General features: G+C 57.9%; 13 protein-coding genes. 12 read left to right on the forward strand and 1 reads right to left on the reverse strand.

Features of this window, described 5'->3' with window-relative positions; all coding sequences use genetic code 11:
* Nucleotides 1-4: 4 nt before the first annotated feature.
* The 4 genes from GAL_RS01960 (at nucleotide 5) to fnrL (ending at nucleotide 4,928) form a co-directional block, all read left to right on the forward strand.
* Nucleotides 5-1,090: a microcin C ABC transporter permease YejB gene (locus GAL_RS01960; RefSeq protein WP_024095908.1), complete on the forward strand. Its 1,086-nt coding sequence runs from the start codon at nucleotides 5-7 to the stop codon at nucleotides 1,088-1,090.
* A 3-nt stretch (nucleotides 1,091-1,093) separates the two neighbouring features.
* Entirely contained in the window at nucleotides 1,094-2,200 is a 1,107-nt protein-coding gene (locus GAL_RS01965) for an ABC transporter permease (RefSeq protein WP_024095909.1), read from the forward strand.
* Nucleotides 2,201-2,288: 88 nt separating this feature from the next.
* Nucleotides 2,289-3,899, forward strand: a complete 1,611-nt coding sequence (locus GAL_RS01970; RefSeq protein WP_024095910.1) for an ABC transporter ATP-binding protein — start codon at nucleotides 2,289-2,291, stop codon at nucleotides 3,897-3,899.
* 288 nt (nucleotides 3,900-4,187) lie between these two features.
* Nucleotides 4,188-4,928 (forward strand): transcriptional regulator FnrL, encoded by a 741-nt coding sequence (gene fnrL / locus GAL_RS01975; protein WP_024095911.1) that lies wholly within the window; start codon nucleotides 4,188-4,190, stop codon nucleotides 4,926-4,928.
* An 84-nt stretch (nucleotides 4,929-5,012) separates the two neighbouring features.
* On the opposite strand, the gene GAL_RS01980 is transcribed toward fnrL, so the two are convergent.
* The gene (locus GAL_RS01980; protein ID WP_024095912.1) at nucleotides 5,013-5,852 is read right to left on the reverse strand and encodes a universal stress protein; all 840 of its coding nucleotides are present in this window, start codon (nucleotides 5,850-5,852) and stop codon (nucleotides 5,013-5,015) included.
* A gap of 206 nt (nucleotides 5,853-6,058) precedes the next feature.
* Between GAL_RS01980 and ccoN the strand changes: the two genes are divergently transcribed.
* The 8 genes from ccoN (at nucleotide 6,059) to GAL_RS02020 (ending at nucleotide 15,066) form a co-directional block, all read left to right on the forward strand.
* The gene (ccoN, locus tag GAL_RS01985) at nucleotides 6,059-7,669 is read left to right on the forward strand and encodes a cytochrome-c oxidase, cbb3-type subunit I (RefSeq protein WP_040104242.1); all 1,611 of its coding nucleotides are present in this window, start codon (nucleotides 6,059-6,061) and stop codon (nucleotides 7,667-7,669) included.
* Between the two features lie 14 nt (nucleotides 7,670-7,683).
* The gene (gene ccoO, locus GAL_RS01990) at nucleotides 7,684-8,412 is read left to right on the forward strand and encodes a cytochrome-c oxidase, cbb3-type subunit II (protein WP_024095914.1); all 729 of its coding nucleotides are present in this window, start codon (nucleotides 7,684-7,686) and stop codon (nucleotides 8,410-8,412) included.
* 12 nt (nucleotides 8,413-8,424) lie between these two features.
* Nucleotides 8,425-8,622: a CcoQ/FixQ family Cbb3-type cytochrome c oxidase assembly chaperone gene (locus tag GAL_RS01995; protein WP_024095915.1), complete on the forward strand. Its 198-nt coding sequence runs from the start codon at nucleotides 8,425-8,427 to the stop codon at nucleotides 8,620-8,622.
* Nucleotides 8,619-9,488 carry a cytochrome-c oxidase, cbb3-type subunit III gene (gene ccoP, locus GAL_RS02000; RefSeq protein ID WP_024095916.1) on the forward strand — a complete coding sequence of 290 codons (870 nt, stop codon included), beginning with the start codon at nucleotides 8,619-8,621 and terminating at the stop codon, nucleotides 9,486-9,488. The genes GAL_RS01995 and ccoP overlap by 4 nt, the downstream gene beginning before the upstream one ends.
* 152 nt (nucleotides 9,489-9,640) lie before the next feature.
* Nucleotides 9,641-10,414 (forward strand): transglutaminase-like domain-containing protein, encoded by a 774-nt coding sequence (locus tag GAL_RS02005; RefSeq protein WP_024095917.1) that lies wholly within the window; start codon nucleotides 9,641-9,643, stop codon nucleotides 10,412-10,414.
* 558 nt (nucleotides 10,415-10,972) lie between these two features.
* On the forward strand, nucleotides 10,973-12,412 hold the full coding sequence (gene ccoG / locus GAL_RS02010; RefSeq protein ID WP_024095918.1) for a cytochrome c oxidase accessory protein CcoG: 1,440 nt from the start codon (nucleotides 10,973-10,975) through the stop codon (nucleotides 12,410-12,412).
* Complete coding sequence (locus GAL_RS02015) at nucleotides 12,409-12,879, forward strand: FixH family protein (protein WP_024095919.1); 471 nt, start codon at nucleotides 12,409-12,411, stop codon at nucleotides 12,877-12,879. Before ccoG ends, GAL_RS02015 begins: the two co-directional genes overlap by 4 nt.
* A 6-nt stretch (nucleotides 12,880-12,885) precedes the next feature.
* Entirely contained in the window at nucleotides 12,886-15,066 is a 2,181-nt protein-coding gene (locus GAL_RS02020) for a heavy metal translocating P-type ATPase (protein ID WP_024095920.1), read from the forward strand.
* The last annotated feature ends 13 nt before the right edge of the window (nucleotides 15,067-15,079 follow it).

Here is a 15,079-nt window from a genome sequence, read left to right on the forward strand (position 1 = left end):
TGACATGGCAGCCTATATCCTTCGACGTTTTCTCCTGGTGATCCCGACGCTGTTCGGGATTCTCGTTATCAATTTCGCTCTGGTGCAATTTGTGCCGGGTGGTCCGGTTGAACAGATGATTGCGCAGCTGGAAGGCGGCGGCGATGTGTTCGAGGGGTTCGCCGGGGGTGGCGGTGACGCTGGCGGAGAGGCCATCGCGGCCAATGACAATTACGCAGGCCGACAAGGGTTGCCGCCTGAGTTGATCGCAGAGCTGGAGCAGCAGTATGGCTTGGACAAACCGCCGTTGGAGCGATTTTTCCTCATGCTCGGCAACTACATGCGCTTTGATTTCGGTGAGAGCTATTTCCGCAAGATTGATGTGATGGATCTGGTTCTGGAGAAGATGCCGGTGTCAATCTCGCTGGGGCTTTGGTCGACGTTGATTGCCTATCTGATCTCCATCCCGTTGGGTATCCGCAAGGCTCTGCGGGACGGCAGCCGGTTTGATACCTGGACCAGCGGTCTGATCATCGCGGCCTATGCAATCCCCGGTTTTCTGTTTGCGATCCTGCTCTTGGTGTTGTTTGCCGGCGGGTCCTATTGGCAGATTTTCCCGCTGCGGGGGCTGACCTCTGATAATTGGGAAAACCTCAGCCTCTTTGGTAAAATCGCCGACTATTTCTGGCACATCACGCTGCCGGTTGTGGCCTCGACCATTTCGGCCTTTGCGACGCTGACACTGCTGACCAAAAATTCGTTCCTGGATGAGATCAAGAAGCAATATGTGATGACCGCACGCGCGAAGGGGCTGAGCGAACGGCGGGTGCTTTATGGTCATGTGTTCCGCAATGCGATGCTGATTGTGATCGCGGGATTTCCGGCGGTCTTTATCGGGGTGTTCTTCTCCGGCAGCCTGATCATCGAGACGATCTTCTCTCTCGACGGTCTGGGTCGCCTGGGGTTTGAGGCCGCGGTGGCGCGCGATTATCCGGTGATCTTCGGCACGCTGTTCATTTTCGGCCTGATGAGCCTTGTGGTCGGGATTATCTCCGACATCATGTATGTGATTGTCGATCCGCGTATCGACTTTGAGAAGAGAGAGGGCTGACAGATGGCATTGTCCCCGCTCAACCAGCGCCGCTGGAGCAATTTCTGCCGCAATCGCCGGGCCTTCTGGTCGCTTTGGATCTTTTCCGTTCTGTTCGGGATTTCGCTGTTTGCTGAGTTTGTCGCCAATGACAAACCGATGCTGGTGAACTATCGCGGTGAGTATTTTACACCCGTTTTCAATTTCTACCCGGAGACGGCTTTTGGCGGGGATTTCCAGACGGAGGCTGCTTACCGTGATCCGGAGGTACAATGTCTGATTGCCTCTGGCGGCGTTGAGGACTGCTTTGACGATCCCGAGGGAATTCTGGAAGAGATCGAAGCCGACACGTTTGCGGCGGATGGGTTTGTGGAAGGGTGGGCGATCTGGCCGCCAATACCCTATTCTTTCAACACCACGGTCGACCGGCCCGGCGCAGCGCCGTTGCCACCTAATGGGCAAAACCTGTTGGGCACGGATGATACCAAGCGCGATGTCTTGGCGCGCGTCATTCACGGGTTTCGTCTGTCGATCCTGTTCACCCTGATGGTCACCGGAGCCGCCACCTTGGTGGGCATTGCGGCGGGCGCGGTTCAGGGTTTCTTCGGTGGCTGGTTAGATTTGATTTTCCAGAGGGTGATTGAGATCTGGGGCTCCATCCCGCAGCTCTATGTCATCATCATCATGTTCGCCATTCTGGGGCGCAGTTTCTGGCTGCTGGTTGTACTGATGATCCTGTTCAGCTGGACCGCTTTGGTCAGTGTGGTCCGGGCAGAGTTCCTGCGGGCGCGCAATCTGGAATATGTGCGTGCTGCCAAGGCATTGGGGGTGGGCAACATGACCATCATGTTCCGCCATATGCTGCCGAATGCAATGGTTGCGACCCTGACATTTCTGCCGTTCATCGTGACCGGCACCATCGGAACGCTTGCGGGATTGGATTTCCTAGGATTTGGCTTGCCATCTTCCGCCCCGTCGCTCGGGGAACTGACATTGCAGGCCAAGCAGAACCTTGAGGCGCCCTGGCTGGCATTCACCGCCTTCTTTACCTTTGCCATCATGCTGTCCCTGCTGGTCTTTATCTTTGAAGGGGTGCGCGATGCCTTCGATCCGAGAAAGACGTTTTCGTGATGAGATCAGGCCCTAACATGCACGTCAGAGACGAATTGCTGATCTGTTTTGTGCCGAGACGCAGCGCAACAGGCAGATGTTCCAACCTATGGGCTATTCGATGACCGTACCTGAAAAATCCACCCCGTTGTTGAATGTCCGGGATCTCCGCGTGTCCTTCCGCCAGGATGGCAAGGTGACAGAGGCGGTACGCGGTGTGTCCTTTTCGGTAGGTCGAGGGGAAACAGTTGCGTTGGTGGGCGAGAGCGGTTCCGGCAAATCAGTTTCGGCTCTGTCCACGGTTTCACTGCTGGGTGACAGCGCCACCGTCACCGGTTCCGTCACTTATGATGGAACCGAGATGGTCGGCGCCAGTGAGCGCCATCTTCGGCAGGTACGAGGCAATGATATCAGTTTCATCTTTCAGGAACCGATGACCTCTCTCAACCCGCTTCATACGATTGAGAAACAGTTGGCGGAATCCCTGGCGCTGCATCAGGGGTTGGATGGTAAGGCGGCACGGGAGCGGATCGTTGATCTGTTGAACCGGGTTGGTATCCGGGACGCAGAGACCCGTCTGGACGCCTATCCGCATCAGTTGTCCGGCGGACAGCGCCAGCGGGTGATGATTGCCATGGCCCTTGCCAACAAACCCGACATTCTGATTGCGGATGAGCCGACAACTGCTCTTGATGTCACCATTCAGGTGCAGATCCTCGACCTGCTCGCGGATCTGAAAGCCAGCGAGGGCATGGGGTTGCTGTTCATCACCCATGATCTGAGCATTGTGCGCCGGATCGCGGATCGCGTTTGCGTCATGCAGGCGGGTGAGATCGTTGAAAGCGGCCCCACGGCTGAGATTTTTGCCAATCCACAGCATCCCTACACGCGCAAACTGCTGGATGCCGAGCCGACGGGCCAGCCTCAACCGGTGCCCCAGGATGCCAAGGAGCTGATCCGAACCGAGGATCTGAAAGTGTGGTTTCCCATTCAAAAGGGCTTGCTGAAACGCACTGTCGGCCATGTGAAGGCGGTCAACCCAACGTCGCTTTCTGTCCGCGCGGGTGAGACGTTGGGCATTGTGGGCGAAAGCGGATCTGGCAAGACTACGCTGGCGCTGGCTATCATGCGGTTGATCGCCTCGGACGGGCGGGTCGAATTTCAGGGACAGGATCTGCGCCAATGGTCAACACGGGATTTGCGCCGGTTGCGGGCGGATATGCAGATCGTGTTTCAGGATCCCTTTGGGGCGCTCAGCCCGCGGATGACCTGCTCCCAGATCATCGCCGAGGGCTTGGCCATTCACAATGTTGATCAGGATCGTGATCCGCGGGATTTGGTTGCTGAGGTGATGGCTGAGGTGGGGTTGGATCCGGCGTTTATGGATCGCTACCCGCATGAATTCTCAGGTGGTCAGCGGCAACGGATTGCGATTGCGCGGGCGATGGTGCTGCGACCAAAACTGGTGGTGTTGGATGAACCAACATCGGCACTGGACATGACTGTGCAGGTGCAGATCGTCAATCTGTTGCGTGACCTGCAGGAGCGGTATGGGCTCGCGTATCTGTTCATCTCGCATGATTTGAATGTGGTGCGGGCCATGTCGCACAAGATGATCGTGATGAAACAAGGTGATGTGGTTGAGGCGGGATCGGCCGCTGACCTGTTCAACAATCCGTCGGATCCCTACACGCAGCAACTTCTGGCCGCTGCCGGGTAGGGTGCAGTTTGCGCGAATGTATCTAGCGGTTTCGCAGTGGGGCCGCTTGGATTGTCGCGACAGTATGGCACATCCCGCCAATTAGGCTACAGGTATTGGTGCCGGGAAGCGGATAAGCCCTTGTCATCGTTATGAGGGGCGGCACCTTGGCTATTGCCGGCGAGGGGTGCATTCCCAGCGCGACACTCCAACAAACGCGGCGTCGCCAATTGTGATTTGCGCGGTACATGTTTAAATTGATACCGCTAGGTGAGCATTAGCCTTAGCGCAGATCAAATCGGACCTCTCATGAACGCTCCTACCATTCAAAACGTCAATTGCGGCGATTGCCCTATTCGTCATCGCGCTGTTTGCGCGCGCTGTGATGCGGACGAATTGGAAATGCTGGACTCTATCAAATATTACCGCACCTATGATGCGGGCCAACCGATCACCTGGTCCGGTGATCGGATGGATTTTGTCGGCTCCGTTGTCTCGGGCATCGCAACCTTGACGCAGACGATGGAGGACGGGCGGACCCAGATGGTTGGTCTGCTGCTGCCCAGCGATTTTGTTGGCCGACCCGGGCGCGATACGGCAGCTTATAACGTGGTAGCAACCTCAACCGTGGTCATGTGCTGTTTTCGCAAGAAACCGTTTGAGGAGATGATGGCCCACACCCCGCATGTGGCACATCGTCTGCTTGAGATGACGTTGGACGAACTGGACGCTGCCCGGGAATGGATGCTGGTTCTGGGGCGTAAAACGGCGCGCGAGAAGATCGCCAGCTTGTTATCTATTCTGGCCCGGCGCGATGCGTCCTTACAGCTCCATAAGGATAGCAACCGACGCGTTTTTGATTTGCCGCTGACCCGCGAGGCTATGGCTGATTATCTGGGGCTGACGCTGGAAACTGTCAGTCGGCAGGTGTCGGCGCTGCGTAAGGACGGCGTGATCGAGCTGGAAGGCAAGCGGCATGTGACCGTGCCTGACATGGGGCGCCTGATGGAAGAGGCCGGAGATGACAGCGACGGCGGTTACCTGATCTGACGCTGGTATCAGGCAATACTTGAAGCGAGAAGAGAGTAGGGGGCCGGTTTCTGGCCCCTTTTTGTTGCGTGCACATATATTGTTTTAGTGCGCCATCAGCACAGGCACTTTTGCCTTCTCCAGCATATTGCGGGTGGCGCCACCAAGGATCGCCTCGCGAAAGCGGGAATGCCCATAGGCGCCCATCACGATCAGATCTGCCGCCGTATCGACCGCATGTCTGTTCAGCACATCTGAGACGCGGGTCATGGTTTTGCTGAGCACATCAATCTCACATTTGACCCCATGGCGGGACAGCATCTGACACAGCAACCCGCCCGGATCTGAGCGCTCCGGCCCGTGCTGGGGCGGGTCAATGACAACGACGCGCACCACATCCGCCGCCTGTAGCATTGGCAGCGCCTTGCGAATGGCGGTCATGGCTTCGATGCTTTCGTTCCAAGCAACCAATACGGTTTTTGGCTGCGCGGGCAGGGGGGCATCATCTGGTACAACAAGTACAGGTGCGCGGCCTTCAAAAAGGGCCGCTTCGACGATGGCCTCTGCCTCGGCGGGGCGGTCCTTGCCGTAGGGTTGACCCAGTACCACCAGGTCGGAAAACCGTGCCAGGCGGGCAACGTGACGACCGATATCCGCCATCTGAGCGACGCCTGTTTCAACGTTGAAGCTGACCGCTGACCGGGTCAGACGCTCGGTAGCGGTAGCTTCGATGCCGCTGACTTCTTCCTTGGCACGAGCGAGGGTTTCTTGCAGCACCATCGCGTTGGCCCCAGCGTAGTAATAGCCGGTCTGGGTACGATCCACGCCAAGGCACAGCGCGTCCACATGGCCATCAGTTAGCCGCGTCAGCGAGATTGATTGCTCCAGTTGAGCACCGGTATTGGCGGGGGTTGTCAGAACCGTCAGCAGTGTTTTGTAGGACATATTAACCTCGCAAGGATATGTGCGACCGCAACGAACTTGTGGTTGTGTCGCGAGTTACGTCATTATGAAGGTGCTTCTCACATTCTGCGGCAAACTGTCTTGATACAGATCAAGGCGTTGTCTGGCGCAGTTTTGCATTTAAGGCTCAGAAAAAACTGTCTGACGCGGACCAGAGAATCGTGTCGGGCAAGGAAAAGGGACGCAAGATGTCTAATTATATCAAGCTAATCGTGCTTGGTTTGGTCACGCTCTTTGCGATGATCGCGACCAATTACGCGCGGGATTTGGCCTATCAGGTACATGCGATCATCATCATGATCGTGGCTGGCGGGCTGTTTCTATACACCCTTCGACACACTGATGAGCCGGTGATCGCAACGGGATCGCTACAGGGCGAATACTTTGACAGTGTGGTGCGCGCCGGTGTGGTGGCAACCGCGTTCTGGGGCGTGGTCGGGTTTCTGGTTGGGGTCTATATTGCCTTCCAGCTGGCCTTCCCGGTCCTGAACTTCGAATGGGCCCAGGGCCTGGCCAACTTCGGGCGGCTGCGCCCGTTGCATACTTCAGCGGTGATTTTTGCCTTTGGCGGCAATGCGCTGATCGCGACCTCATTTTACGTGGTGCAGCGCACCTCGGCCGCCCGTCTCTGGGGCGGTAACTTGGCGTGGTTTGTGTTCTGGGGCTATCAGCTGTTCATCGTACTGGCTGCGACCGGCTATCTGTTCGGGTCGACCCAGTCCAAGGAATATGCGGAGCCGGAATGGCATGTCGATCTCTGGTTGACCATCGTCTGGGTGGCCTATCTGGCTGTGTTCCTGGGCACTGTGATCAAGCGTAAGGAGCCGCATATCTATGTCGCCAACTGGTTCTATCTCGCGTTTATCGTGACCGTTGCGATGCTGCATCTGGTCAACAACATGACGATACCCGTCAGCATTTGGGGCTCCAAATCGGTGATCATGTGGTCAGGCGTGCAGGATGCGATGGTCCAATGGTGGTATGGTCACAACGCTGTGGGCTTCTTCCTGACCGCGGGCTTCCTTGGCATGATGTACTACTTCGTGCCAAAACAGGCTGAGCGCCCAGTGTTCAGTTACAAGCTGTCGATCATCCACTTCTGGGCGCTGATCTTTCTCTACATCTGGGCCGGTCCGCACCACCTGCATTACACCGCGCTGCCGGATTGGGCCTCGACCCTTGGTATGGTGTTCTCAATCGTGCTGTGGATGCCCAGCTGGGGTGGCATGATCAACGGCCTGATGACTCTGTCTGGCGCTTGGGACAAGCTGCGCACCGACCCGGTAATCCGAATGATGGTGATCTCGATCGGCTTTTACGGCATGTCCACCTTTGAAGGTCCGATGATGTCGATCCGTGCCGTGAACTCGCTGTCGCACTATACTGACTGGACCATTGGTCACGTTCACTCTGGCGCGCTTGGCTGGAACGGCATGATCACCTTTGGTGCGCTCTACTTCTTGGTGCCGGTCCTGTGGAAACGTGAGCGTCTCTACAGTCTGAGCCTGGTATCCTGGCATTTCTGGTTGGCCACCATTGGCATCATTCTATACGCGGCATCCATGTGGGTGACCGGCATCATGGAAGGCCTGATGTGGCGTGAAGTCGATGCCAACGGGTTCCTCGTGAACTCCTTTGCAGACACCGTGGCTGCGAAATTCCCGATGTACGTGGTGCGCGCTCTGGGTGGGGTCATGTTCCTCGCTGGTGCATTGATCATGTGCTACAACCTGTGGATGACTGTACGGCGTGCGCCGGCCAAAGAGGCCAGCCTGACCGTCGCAGTCCCTGCTGAATAAGGAGGGCCCGAGCAATGGGAATTCTCGACAAACACAAAATCCTCGAGACCAACGCGACCCTCCTGCTGGTGTGCAGCTTCCTGGTTGTCACCATCGGTGGTCTGGTCCAGATCGCACCGCTGTTCTGGCTGGAAAACACCATCGAAGAGGTGGAAGGCATGCGTCCCTACACCCCGCTGGAGCTGGCCGGGCGTGACGTCTACATCCGCGAAGGATGCTATGTCTGCCACAGCCAGATGATCCGTCCAATGCGAGATGAGGTCGAACGTTACGGGCCGTATTCACTGGCCGCAGAGTCGATGTATGACCACCCGTTCCAGTGGGGGTCCAAGCGGACGGGGCCGGACTTGGCCCGTGTGGGCGGTCGCTATTCGGATGAATGGCATGTCGATCACCTGCGCGATCCCCAGTCAGTTGTCCCCGAATCCGTGATGCCGAAATATGGCTTCCTGGAGAACAATCGCATCGACGGAAAATATATCGGCGATGTGATGGCGGCGAATGCTTTTGTGGGCGTTCCGTACTCTGATGAGATGCTGGAAAACGCACAGGCTGACTTTCGCGCCCAGAGCGACCCGGATGCGGACTATGACGGCCTGCTGGAACGCTACGGCGAAAAGGTCAGCGTCCGGAACTTTGACGGGCAGCCCGGGGTCTCTGAAGCTGATGCTTTGATTGCTTATCTGCAGATGTTGGGGACATTGGTTGATTTCTCGACCTTCACCCCCGTCGCCAACCGTTGATTGGAGGCAGAGATGGATATCTACACACTGCTTCGCGAATTTGCGGATAGCTGGATGCTGCTGTTCCTGTTTGTGTTCTTTCTGGCCGTGGTGATCTGGGCGTTTCGACCCGGCAGTACCAAGGTCTACAAGGATACCGCTAATATCCCCTTCCGGCATGAAGACAAACCCGCCCCAGAAATGGGTAAAGCCAAGGAGGCGCGGTCATGAGTAAGAAAGTGAAGAAGTTCGAGGACGATCCGAACACCACTGGCCATAGCTGGGACGGGATCGAAGAGTTCGACAATCCGATGCCGCGTTGGTGGCTCTGGACCTTCTATGCGACCATTATCTGGGCCATCGGCTATACCGTTGCCTACCCGGCCTGGCCGGGGATCCAATCGGCGACAGCCGGTGTGCTGGGCTGGAACTCTCGGGCGCTGGTCGCTGAGGAAATCGCAGCCGTGAACGAGGCCAACGCCCCGATCAACAGCCGTCTGGAGGAGATTGAGCTGGCCTCTATCAGCACCGATCCCGAGCTGAATGGCTATGCGGTCTCGGCTGGTTCGGCGGTGTTCAAGACCTGGTGCGCCCAGTGTCACGGTGCCGGCGCGGCTGGCGCGAAAGGGTATCCGAACCTTTTGGATGACGACTGGCTTTGGGGCGGGTCGATGGAGGACATTCACGCCACTATCGCCCATGGTATTCGCAACGAAGAAAGCGACGATGCGCGCTACTCGGAGATGCCAGCCTTTGGCCGGGATGAGTTGCTGGAGAAGGAAGAGATTGATCAGGTCGTGAACTATGTGATGTCTCTTTCGGGTGAGCCTCAGGATGCTGCCAAGGTTGAGGCGGGGGCGGTGCTCTTCGCGGACCATTGTGCTTCTTGCCACATGGACGATGGCACCGGTGACCGCTCCCAGGGGGCGCCGAACCTCGCAGATGCCATCTGGCTCTATGGTGGGGATCACGCGACACTGACCGAAACCGTCTACAACTCGCGTTACGGGGTCATGCCCAATTGGAATGCGCGCCTGACAGAGGCCCAGATTCGCGCGGTCACCGCCTATGTGCACCAATTAGGTGGTGGCGAATAAGGCTGCGACTTTCCATACATTATCAACATCAAGCGGGGCTGCCTTCAGGCGGCCCCTTTCCGTTTCAGCACGTCGGTTCATGGTTGATTTTCCCCTTGAAGCTACAGTCGCTGTAGGATGTAGCAGGGGTGGGCAATCAGATAGGTGATCTCATGCCCAATAGCCGTTTTCTTGACGTAACACAGATGCTTGACAGCAAGGCTGCAGCAATAGCAGCCCTGATCTCAGATCGTGGTTGGCAGCAGCTGTCACCTCATGAACGGATCGGTGCGGCCTATGACTACGTCCGCGATGAGATCCTGTTTGGCTATAACGTGGCCGATACGCGCCGCGCCTCGTCGGTTCTTGCGGATGGGTATGGTCAGTGCAACACCAAGGCGACGCTGCTGATGGCCTTGTTACGCGCGCTTGGTATTCCGTGTCGACTGCACGGGTTCACCATCGACAAGAGCCTACAACGCGGCATAGTGCCTGAACTTGTTTATTGGATGGCGCCGCGCAACATCCTGCATTCATGGGTTGAGGTTCGTCTGGACGGGCAATGGATCAATCTTGAGGGGTTCATTCTTGATCAGCAGGTCTTGAGCTCGTTGCAAGCGGCGTTTCCGGGCCGGACGTCGTTATGTGCCTATGGTGCGGGGACCGACTGCCTGCAAGCGCCAATGGTCACGTGGCAGGGGCGGGATACCTACATTCAGCGAACCGGTATCAATGCCGATCTTGGTGTTTTCGACAGTCCGGATGCGTTCTTCAGCGAATATGAACAGGCACTGACCGGGGTACGGGGGTGGCTTTACCGAAACATCATCCGTCACTGGATGAACCACCGGGTCGCTGCGATCCGGCGCGGGGCTGTGCCGACGCTGCCTGGCGATGGCAACGCACTGATGCCGGATGTTCCGGCTCGGGTATTTACGGATCGCTGAAATCGCAGCACCTATTTTATGGTTCTTTGATCCCTGTCAAATACCCAAGCAGCGTTGCTGGGTAATATCCCTTCTTGAGACAGTGCCGTCGGTTCGCCCTTTCCAGCGCCGATGGCTGTCCAGTTCGCCCTCCTGCTTTGCAGGGGCGGACCCGGCGTCGGCTTTTCGATCTGTTCGCGCGTTTCCTGAAAAGCCGACGCCCTGACGCTCCCAGATGACTGACAGGGCTGCTGTATCCTTGCAAACGTCGCGCTACCTAACGCGCAGCGATCGCGCTATGCTCTTTTGTAGAGTGAAAGTGCCCAGCGAATGAGCCTGCGCTCTGGTGTCACATCTGCGACGCGGCGACGCGCGGGGGCTTGTCGCAAAAACATGTAAACACCTGTATTATATGAGATTATGCTGTGTGCTGTAATTTCGGACAGAATGCCGCGCCCGGTTGACGGCGTCCGAGTAGCGGCAAAGATGCGTTCTGTATATGCGTTTGATCCACGTCAAGGTTCGTCCGTGGCGCATCTGGGACAACCGCTGCAACAAAGCAAGATTTGGAGTGAGTCCGTGAGCGATTCCGATCCCGCCCCCAGCCTGTATGCCGCCCGTGAGCCGATATTCCCTCGCCGTGTATCCGGCCCCTTTCGAAACCTGAAATGGTATATCATGGCGGTGACGCTGGGGATCTACTACCTGACCCCGTGGATCCGGTGGGACCGTGGTCCGGCGCTTCCCGATCAGGCGGTTTTGCTGGATCTGGCCAACCGGCGCTTTTACTTCTTCTGGATCGAAATCTGGCCGCATGAATTCTACTTCGTCGCTGGCCTGCTGATCATGGCCGGTTTGGGCTTGTTTCTATTCACGTCGGCGCTTGGCCGTGTCTGGTGTGGCTACACCTGTCCGCAGACTGTCTGGACCGACCTCTTTATTCTGGTGGAACGCTGGATCGAGGGGGATCGGAACGCACGATTGCGTCTGCATCGCCAGAAAAAGCTGGACTTCAGAAAGGCACGCCTGCGGGTTACCAAATGGGTTGTCTGGCTCCTGATCGGTTTGGCGACCGGGGGCGCATGGGTGTTCTACTTTGCAGATGCACCGACCCTGCTGCGTGATCTGTTGACGGGTCAGGCTCACCCCGTTGCCTATACCACGATGGCCATTCTGACCGGCACCACTTTCCTTTTCGGTGGGTTCGCCCGAGAACAGATCTGTATCTATGCCTGCCCCTGGCCGCGTATTCAGGCCGCGATGATGGATGAGGATACCTTGACCGTCGGGTACCGCGAATGGCGTGGAGAGCCGCGTGGCAAGCCTCGCAAGACCGATGAACCGGGTCTGGTGCATGGCGACTGCATTGATTGCATGGCCTGCGTCAACGTCTGCCCGATGGGGATCGACATTCGCGATGGGCAGCAGATGGAATGTATTACCTGTGCCCTCTGTATCGATGCCTGTGATGATGTGATGGAACGGATCGGCAAGCCGCGCGGATTGATCGACTACATGGCGCTGAGCGATGAGGCGAACGAGCGCGCAGGCCATCCCCCGAAAAACATCTGGAAACACATCCTGAGGCCACGCACCATTATGTATACGGCTCTGTGGGGGAGTGTTGGTCTGGCGCTGTTGTTTGCCCTGTTCATCCGCTCTGACATTGAACTGACGGTCGCCCCGGTGCGCAACCCGACTTTTGTGACCCTCTCCGACGGATCGATCCGCAACACTTACGATGTGCGGTTGCGCAACAAGACCGGTGAGCCTCGTCCGTTTGAGCTGTCGATCAAGGGGGAGCCTGCAATGCAGCTGAATCTGGAAGGCATCGATGGCACGATTGTTACCGTACCTGCGGATACCAGCTTCCTTCAGCGGGTCTATATTGTGGCACCAAAAACCGCCGAGGCTGCATCTGCACGCAGTACGCCGGTGCGGATCTGGGTCGCCGATCTCGACAATGGGGAGCGCGCGTATAAGGATACGGGCTTCAACGGGCGGGGAGCCGGGCAATGAGTGAAGGTAAAACACCACGGCAATTCACTGGCTGGCATATGCTCATGGTTTTTGGCGGGGCGTTCACCGTAATCATCGGCGTCAATATTGCGCTGGCGGTCAATGCGGTGCGCACCTTTCCAGGGCTTGAGGTGAAAAACAGCTATGTCGCCAGCCAGAGCTTTGATGCTCGTCGTGATGCGCAGCAAGCCCTGGGCTGGTCGGTCTATGCCTCGGCTGTCGGCGATCAGGTGAAACTGGAAATCACCGATGCCGATGGCGCGCCGGTTGAAGTGGCGTCGTTGCAAGCGACCCTTGGGCGCGCGACCCATGTGAAGGACGACCAGACCCCGGATTTCCGGTTTGATGGCACGGCCTATGTTGCTCCGGCTGAGTTGAGCGCTGGAAACTGGAATATTCGCATGGTGGCTCGGGCGGAGGACGGCACAGAGTTCACGCAGCGTGTCATCCTGCATGTGGCGCGGTAACCGACCATGAGTACCGCCGTCCGCCCACAACTTGCCGCCTGTCCAGGCTGCGTTGCCGCACCAAATGGCACAGTGGAGCAGGCGCCAACCGAGGCGCGTCTGGCGCTGTCATTGCCCAGTATCCACTGTCAGGCCTGCATCTCAACCGTTGAGCGCGGGCTGAACGCGGTGCCGGGCGTGCGGAACGCGCGGGTGAATCTCACATTGAAACGCGCGCTGATTGAGGCGGACCCCGAGGTGCGCGCATTGGATCTGGTGCCGGTTTTGGAGCGCCTGGGGTTCGAGGCGCATGAGCTGGACCTCGCGGCGCTAAGTGCAACCCAGACAGATCAGGCCGGTCGTGACCTGTTGATGCGATTGGCGGTTGCCTTCTTTGCCTCCATGAACGTGATGCTGCTGTCGATTTCGGTCTGGTCCGGGGCGAGCGACGCAACCCGCGATATGTTCCACTGGATTTCTGCGGCGATCACCTTCCCGGCAATCCTATTTGCTGGGCAGCCGTTCTTCCGCAACGCCTGGCAAGCCCTGCGGGTGGGGCGGCTGAATATGGACGTACCGATTGTTCTGGCAATTGTTCTGGCCCTGCTGACTTCGCTGTGGGAGACCTCCCTTTCTGGAGAGCATGCGTATTTCGATGCGGCGCTGACGTTGACGTTCTTTCTACTGGCGGGGAGATATCTGGACCATCGCACTCGCGCGGTCGCTCGATCCGCTGCGGAGGAATTGGCCGCCTTGGAGGTGCCGCGTGCGCTGCGCCTGGATTCGGCGGGGCAAACGGTGGAAGTGGCGGTCGCAGATCTGGTCATCAATGACCATATTCTTGTGCGTCCCGGTGGGCGAATGCCCGTGGATGGCGTCGTGCTGGAGGGCCAGTCTGAACTGGACCGATCCCTGCTGACCGGCGAAACGCTACCGGTTTTTGCCGAAGTCGGAAGCTCGGTTTCGGCAGGTGAGGTCAATCTGACCGGTCCCTTGGTGATCCGTGCGACGGCGGTCGGGAACGAAAGCTCTCTGCATCAGTTGGCGGATCTTGTCGCCATCGCGGAATCCGGTCGCTTGCGCTACACTTCACTGGCAGATCGTGCGGCAAAGCTCTATGCACCGGGGGTTCACATCCTGTCGGGGCTGGCCTTTCTTGGCTGGTACCTCTTCACCTTCGACATGCGGGTCGCGCTGAATATCGCAGCAGCTGTTTTGATCATCACATGCCCCTGTGCACTGGGGCTGGCGGTTCCTGCGGTGACCACCGCAGCCTCTGGTCGGTTATTCAAGAAAGGCATGTTGATCAAGCAAGCTACCGCGCTGGAACGTCTGGCGGAGGTCGATACCGTGGTTTTCGATAAAACCGGCACCCTGACCAACGGGCAGCCACACTGTGACGACTTTGATCAATTGTCGCTGTCGGATCAGAGGCTGGCCTTTGCGTTGGCGCAGGGGTCGGACCACCCGCTGTCAGTCGCAATCTGTCGCGCCGCTGAACAGGCCGGGGTTGAAGCTATCCCCCTGAGCGGGCGGCAGGAAGTTCCCGGATATGGCAGTGAAGCCTTGTATGAGGGGCAACGGGTGCGTCTTGGTCGTGCGGCCTGGGTCGGAGCCGAACCGGGGGAGAAGACAGCGGCTTATCTTGATCGGGGGGCAGGCGCACCGCAGGCTCTGACGTTTTCTGACAGTTTGCGGCCCGGCGCTGCTGACGCCGTTGAGGCACTTTTGAAAGCGGGCAAGGATGTCTGGCTGATCTCCGGTGATGCAGAGGGGGCGGTTCGTGATCTCGCAACACGTCTTGGAATTAAGAGCTGGATTGCCGCAGCCTTGCCACAAGACAAATGCGACCAGGTATCGCTGTTGTCGCAGCAGGGGCATCGGGTGTTGATGGTGGGCGATGGGCTTAATGACACGGCAGCGCTGGCGGCGGCCCATGTCTCCATCTCGCCGGCCTCAGCGCTGGATGCAGCACGGGTTGCCTCAGATATTGTTCTGCTTGGGCAGGATCTGTCACCTATTGCTGAAGCCTGCACCGTTGCCCAGAAAGCCACCCGCCGCATCCGCGAGAATTTCCGCATTGCGACGCTTTACAACGTGATCGCAGTCCCTCTCGCAGTTGCTGGTTTGGCGACCCCATTGGTGGCCGCCTTGGCGATGTCGACCTCGTCCATTACAGTATCCCTGAACGCGCTGCGCCTGCGGTAATGAAACGCGCAGG

It is taken from the genome of Phaeobacter gallaeciensis DSM 26640 (assembly GCF_000511385.1).
GTDB lineage: Bacteria > Pseudomonadota > Alphaproteobacteria > Rhodobacterales > Rhodobacteraceae > Phaeobacter > Phaeobacter gallaeciensis.

Bases quoted from the DNA above. Each gene is read 5' to 3' on its own strand.
- GAL_RS01960 (WP_024095908.1), top strand. From the start codon at position 5: ATGGCAGCCTATATCCTTCGACGTTTTCTCCTGGTGATCCCGACGCTG.
- GAL_RS01965 (WP_024095909.1), top strand. From the start codon at position 1,094: ATGGCATTGTCCCCGCTCAACCAGCGCCGCTGGAGCAATTTCTGCCGC.
- GAL_RS01970 (WP_024095910.1), top strand. From the start codon at position 2,289: ATGGGCTATTCGATGACCGTACCTGAAAAATCCACCCCGTTGTTGAAT.
- fnrL (WP_024095911.1), top strand. From the start codon at position 4,188: ATGAACGCTCCTACCATTCAAAACGTCAATTGCGGCGATTGCCCTATT.
- GAL_RS01980 (WP_024095912.1), bottom strand. From the start codon at position 5,852: ATGTCCTACAAAACACTGCTGACGGTTCTGACAACCCCCGCCAATACC.
- ccoN (WP_040104242.1), top strand. From the start codon at position 6,059: ATGTCTAATTATATCAAGCTAATCGTGCTTGGTTTGGTCACGCTCTTT.
- ccoO (WP_024095914.1), top strand. From the start codon at position 7,684: ATGGGAATTCTCGACAAACACAAAATCCTCGAGACCAACGCGACCCTC.
- GAL_RS01995 (WP_024095915.1), top strand. From the start codon at position 8,425: ATGGATATCTACACACTGCTTCGCGAATTTGCGGATAGCTGGATGCTG.
- ccoP (WP_024095916.1), top strand. From the start codon at position 8,619: ATGAGTAAGAAAGTGAAGAAGTTCGAGGACGATCCGAACACCACTGGC.
- GAL_RS02005 (WP_024095917.1), top strand. From the start codon at position 9,641: ATGCCCAATAGCCGTTTTCTTGACGTAACACAGATGCTTGACAGCAAG.
- GAL_RS02015 (WP_024095919.1), top strand. From the start codon at position 12,409: ATGAGTGAAGGTAAAACACCACGGCAATTCACTGGCTGGCATATGCTC.
- GAL_RS02020 (WP_024095920.1), top strand. From the start codon at position 12,886: ATGAGTACCGCCGTCCGCCCACAACTTGCCGCCTGTCCAGGCTGCGTT.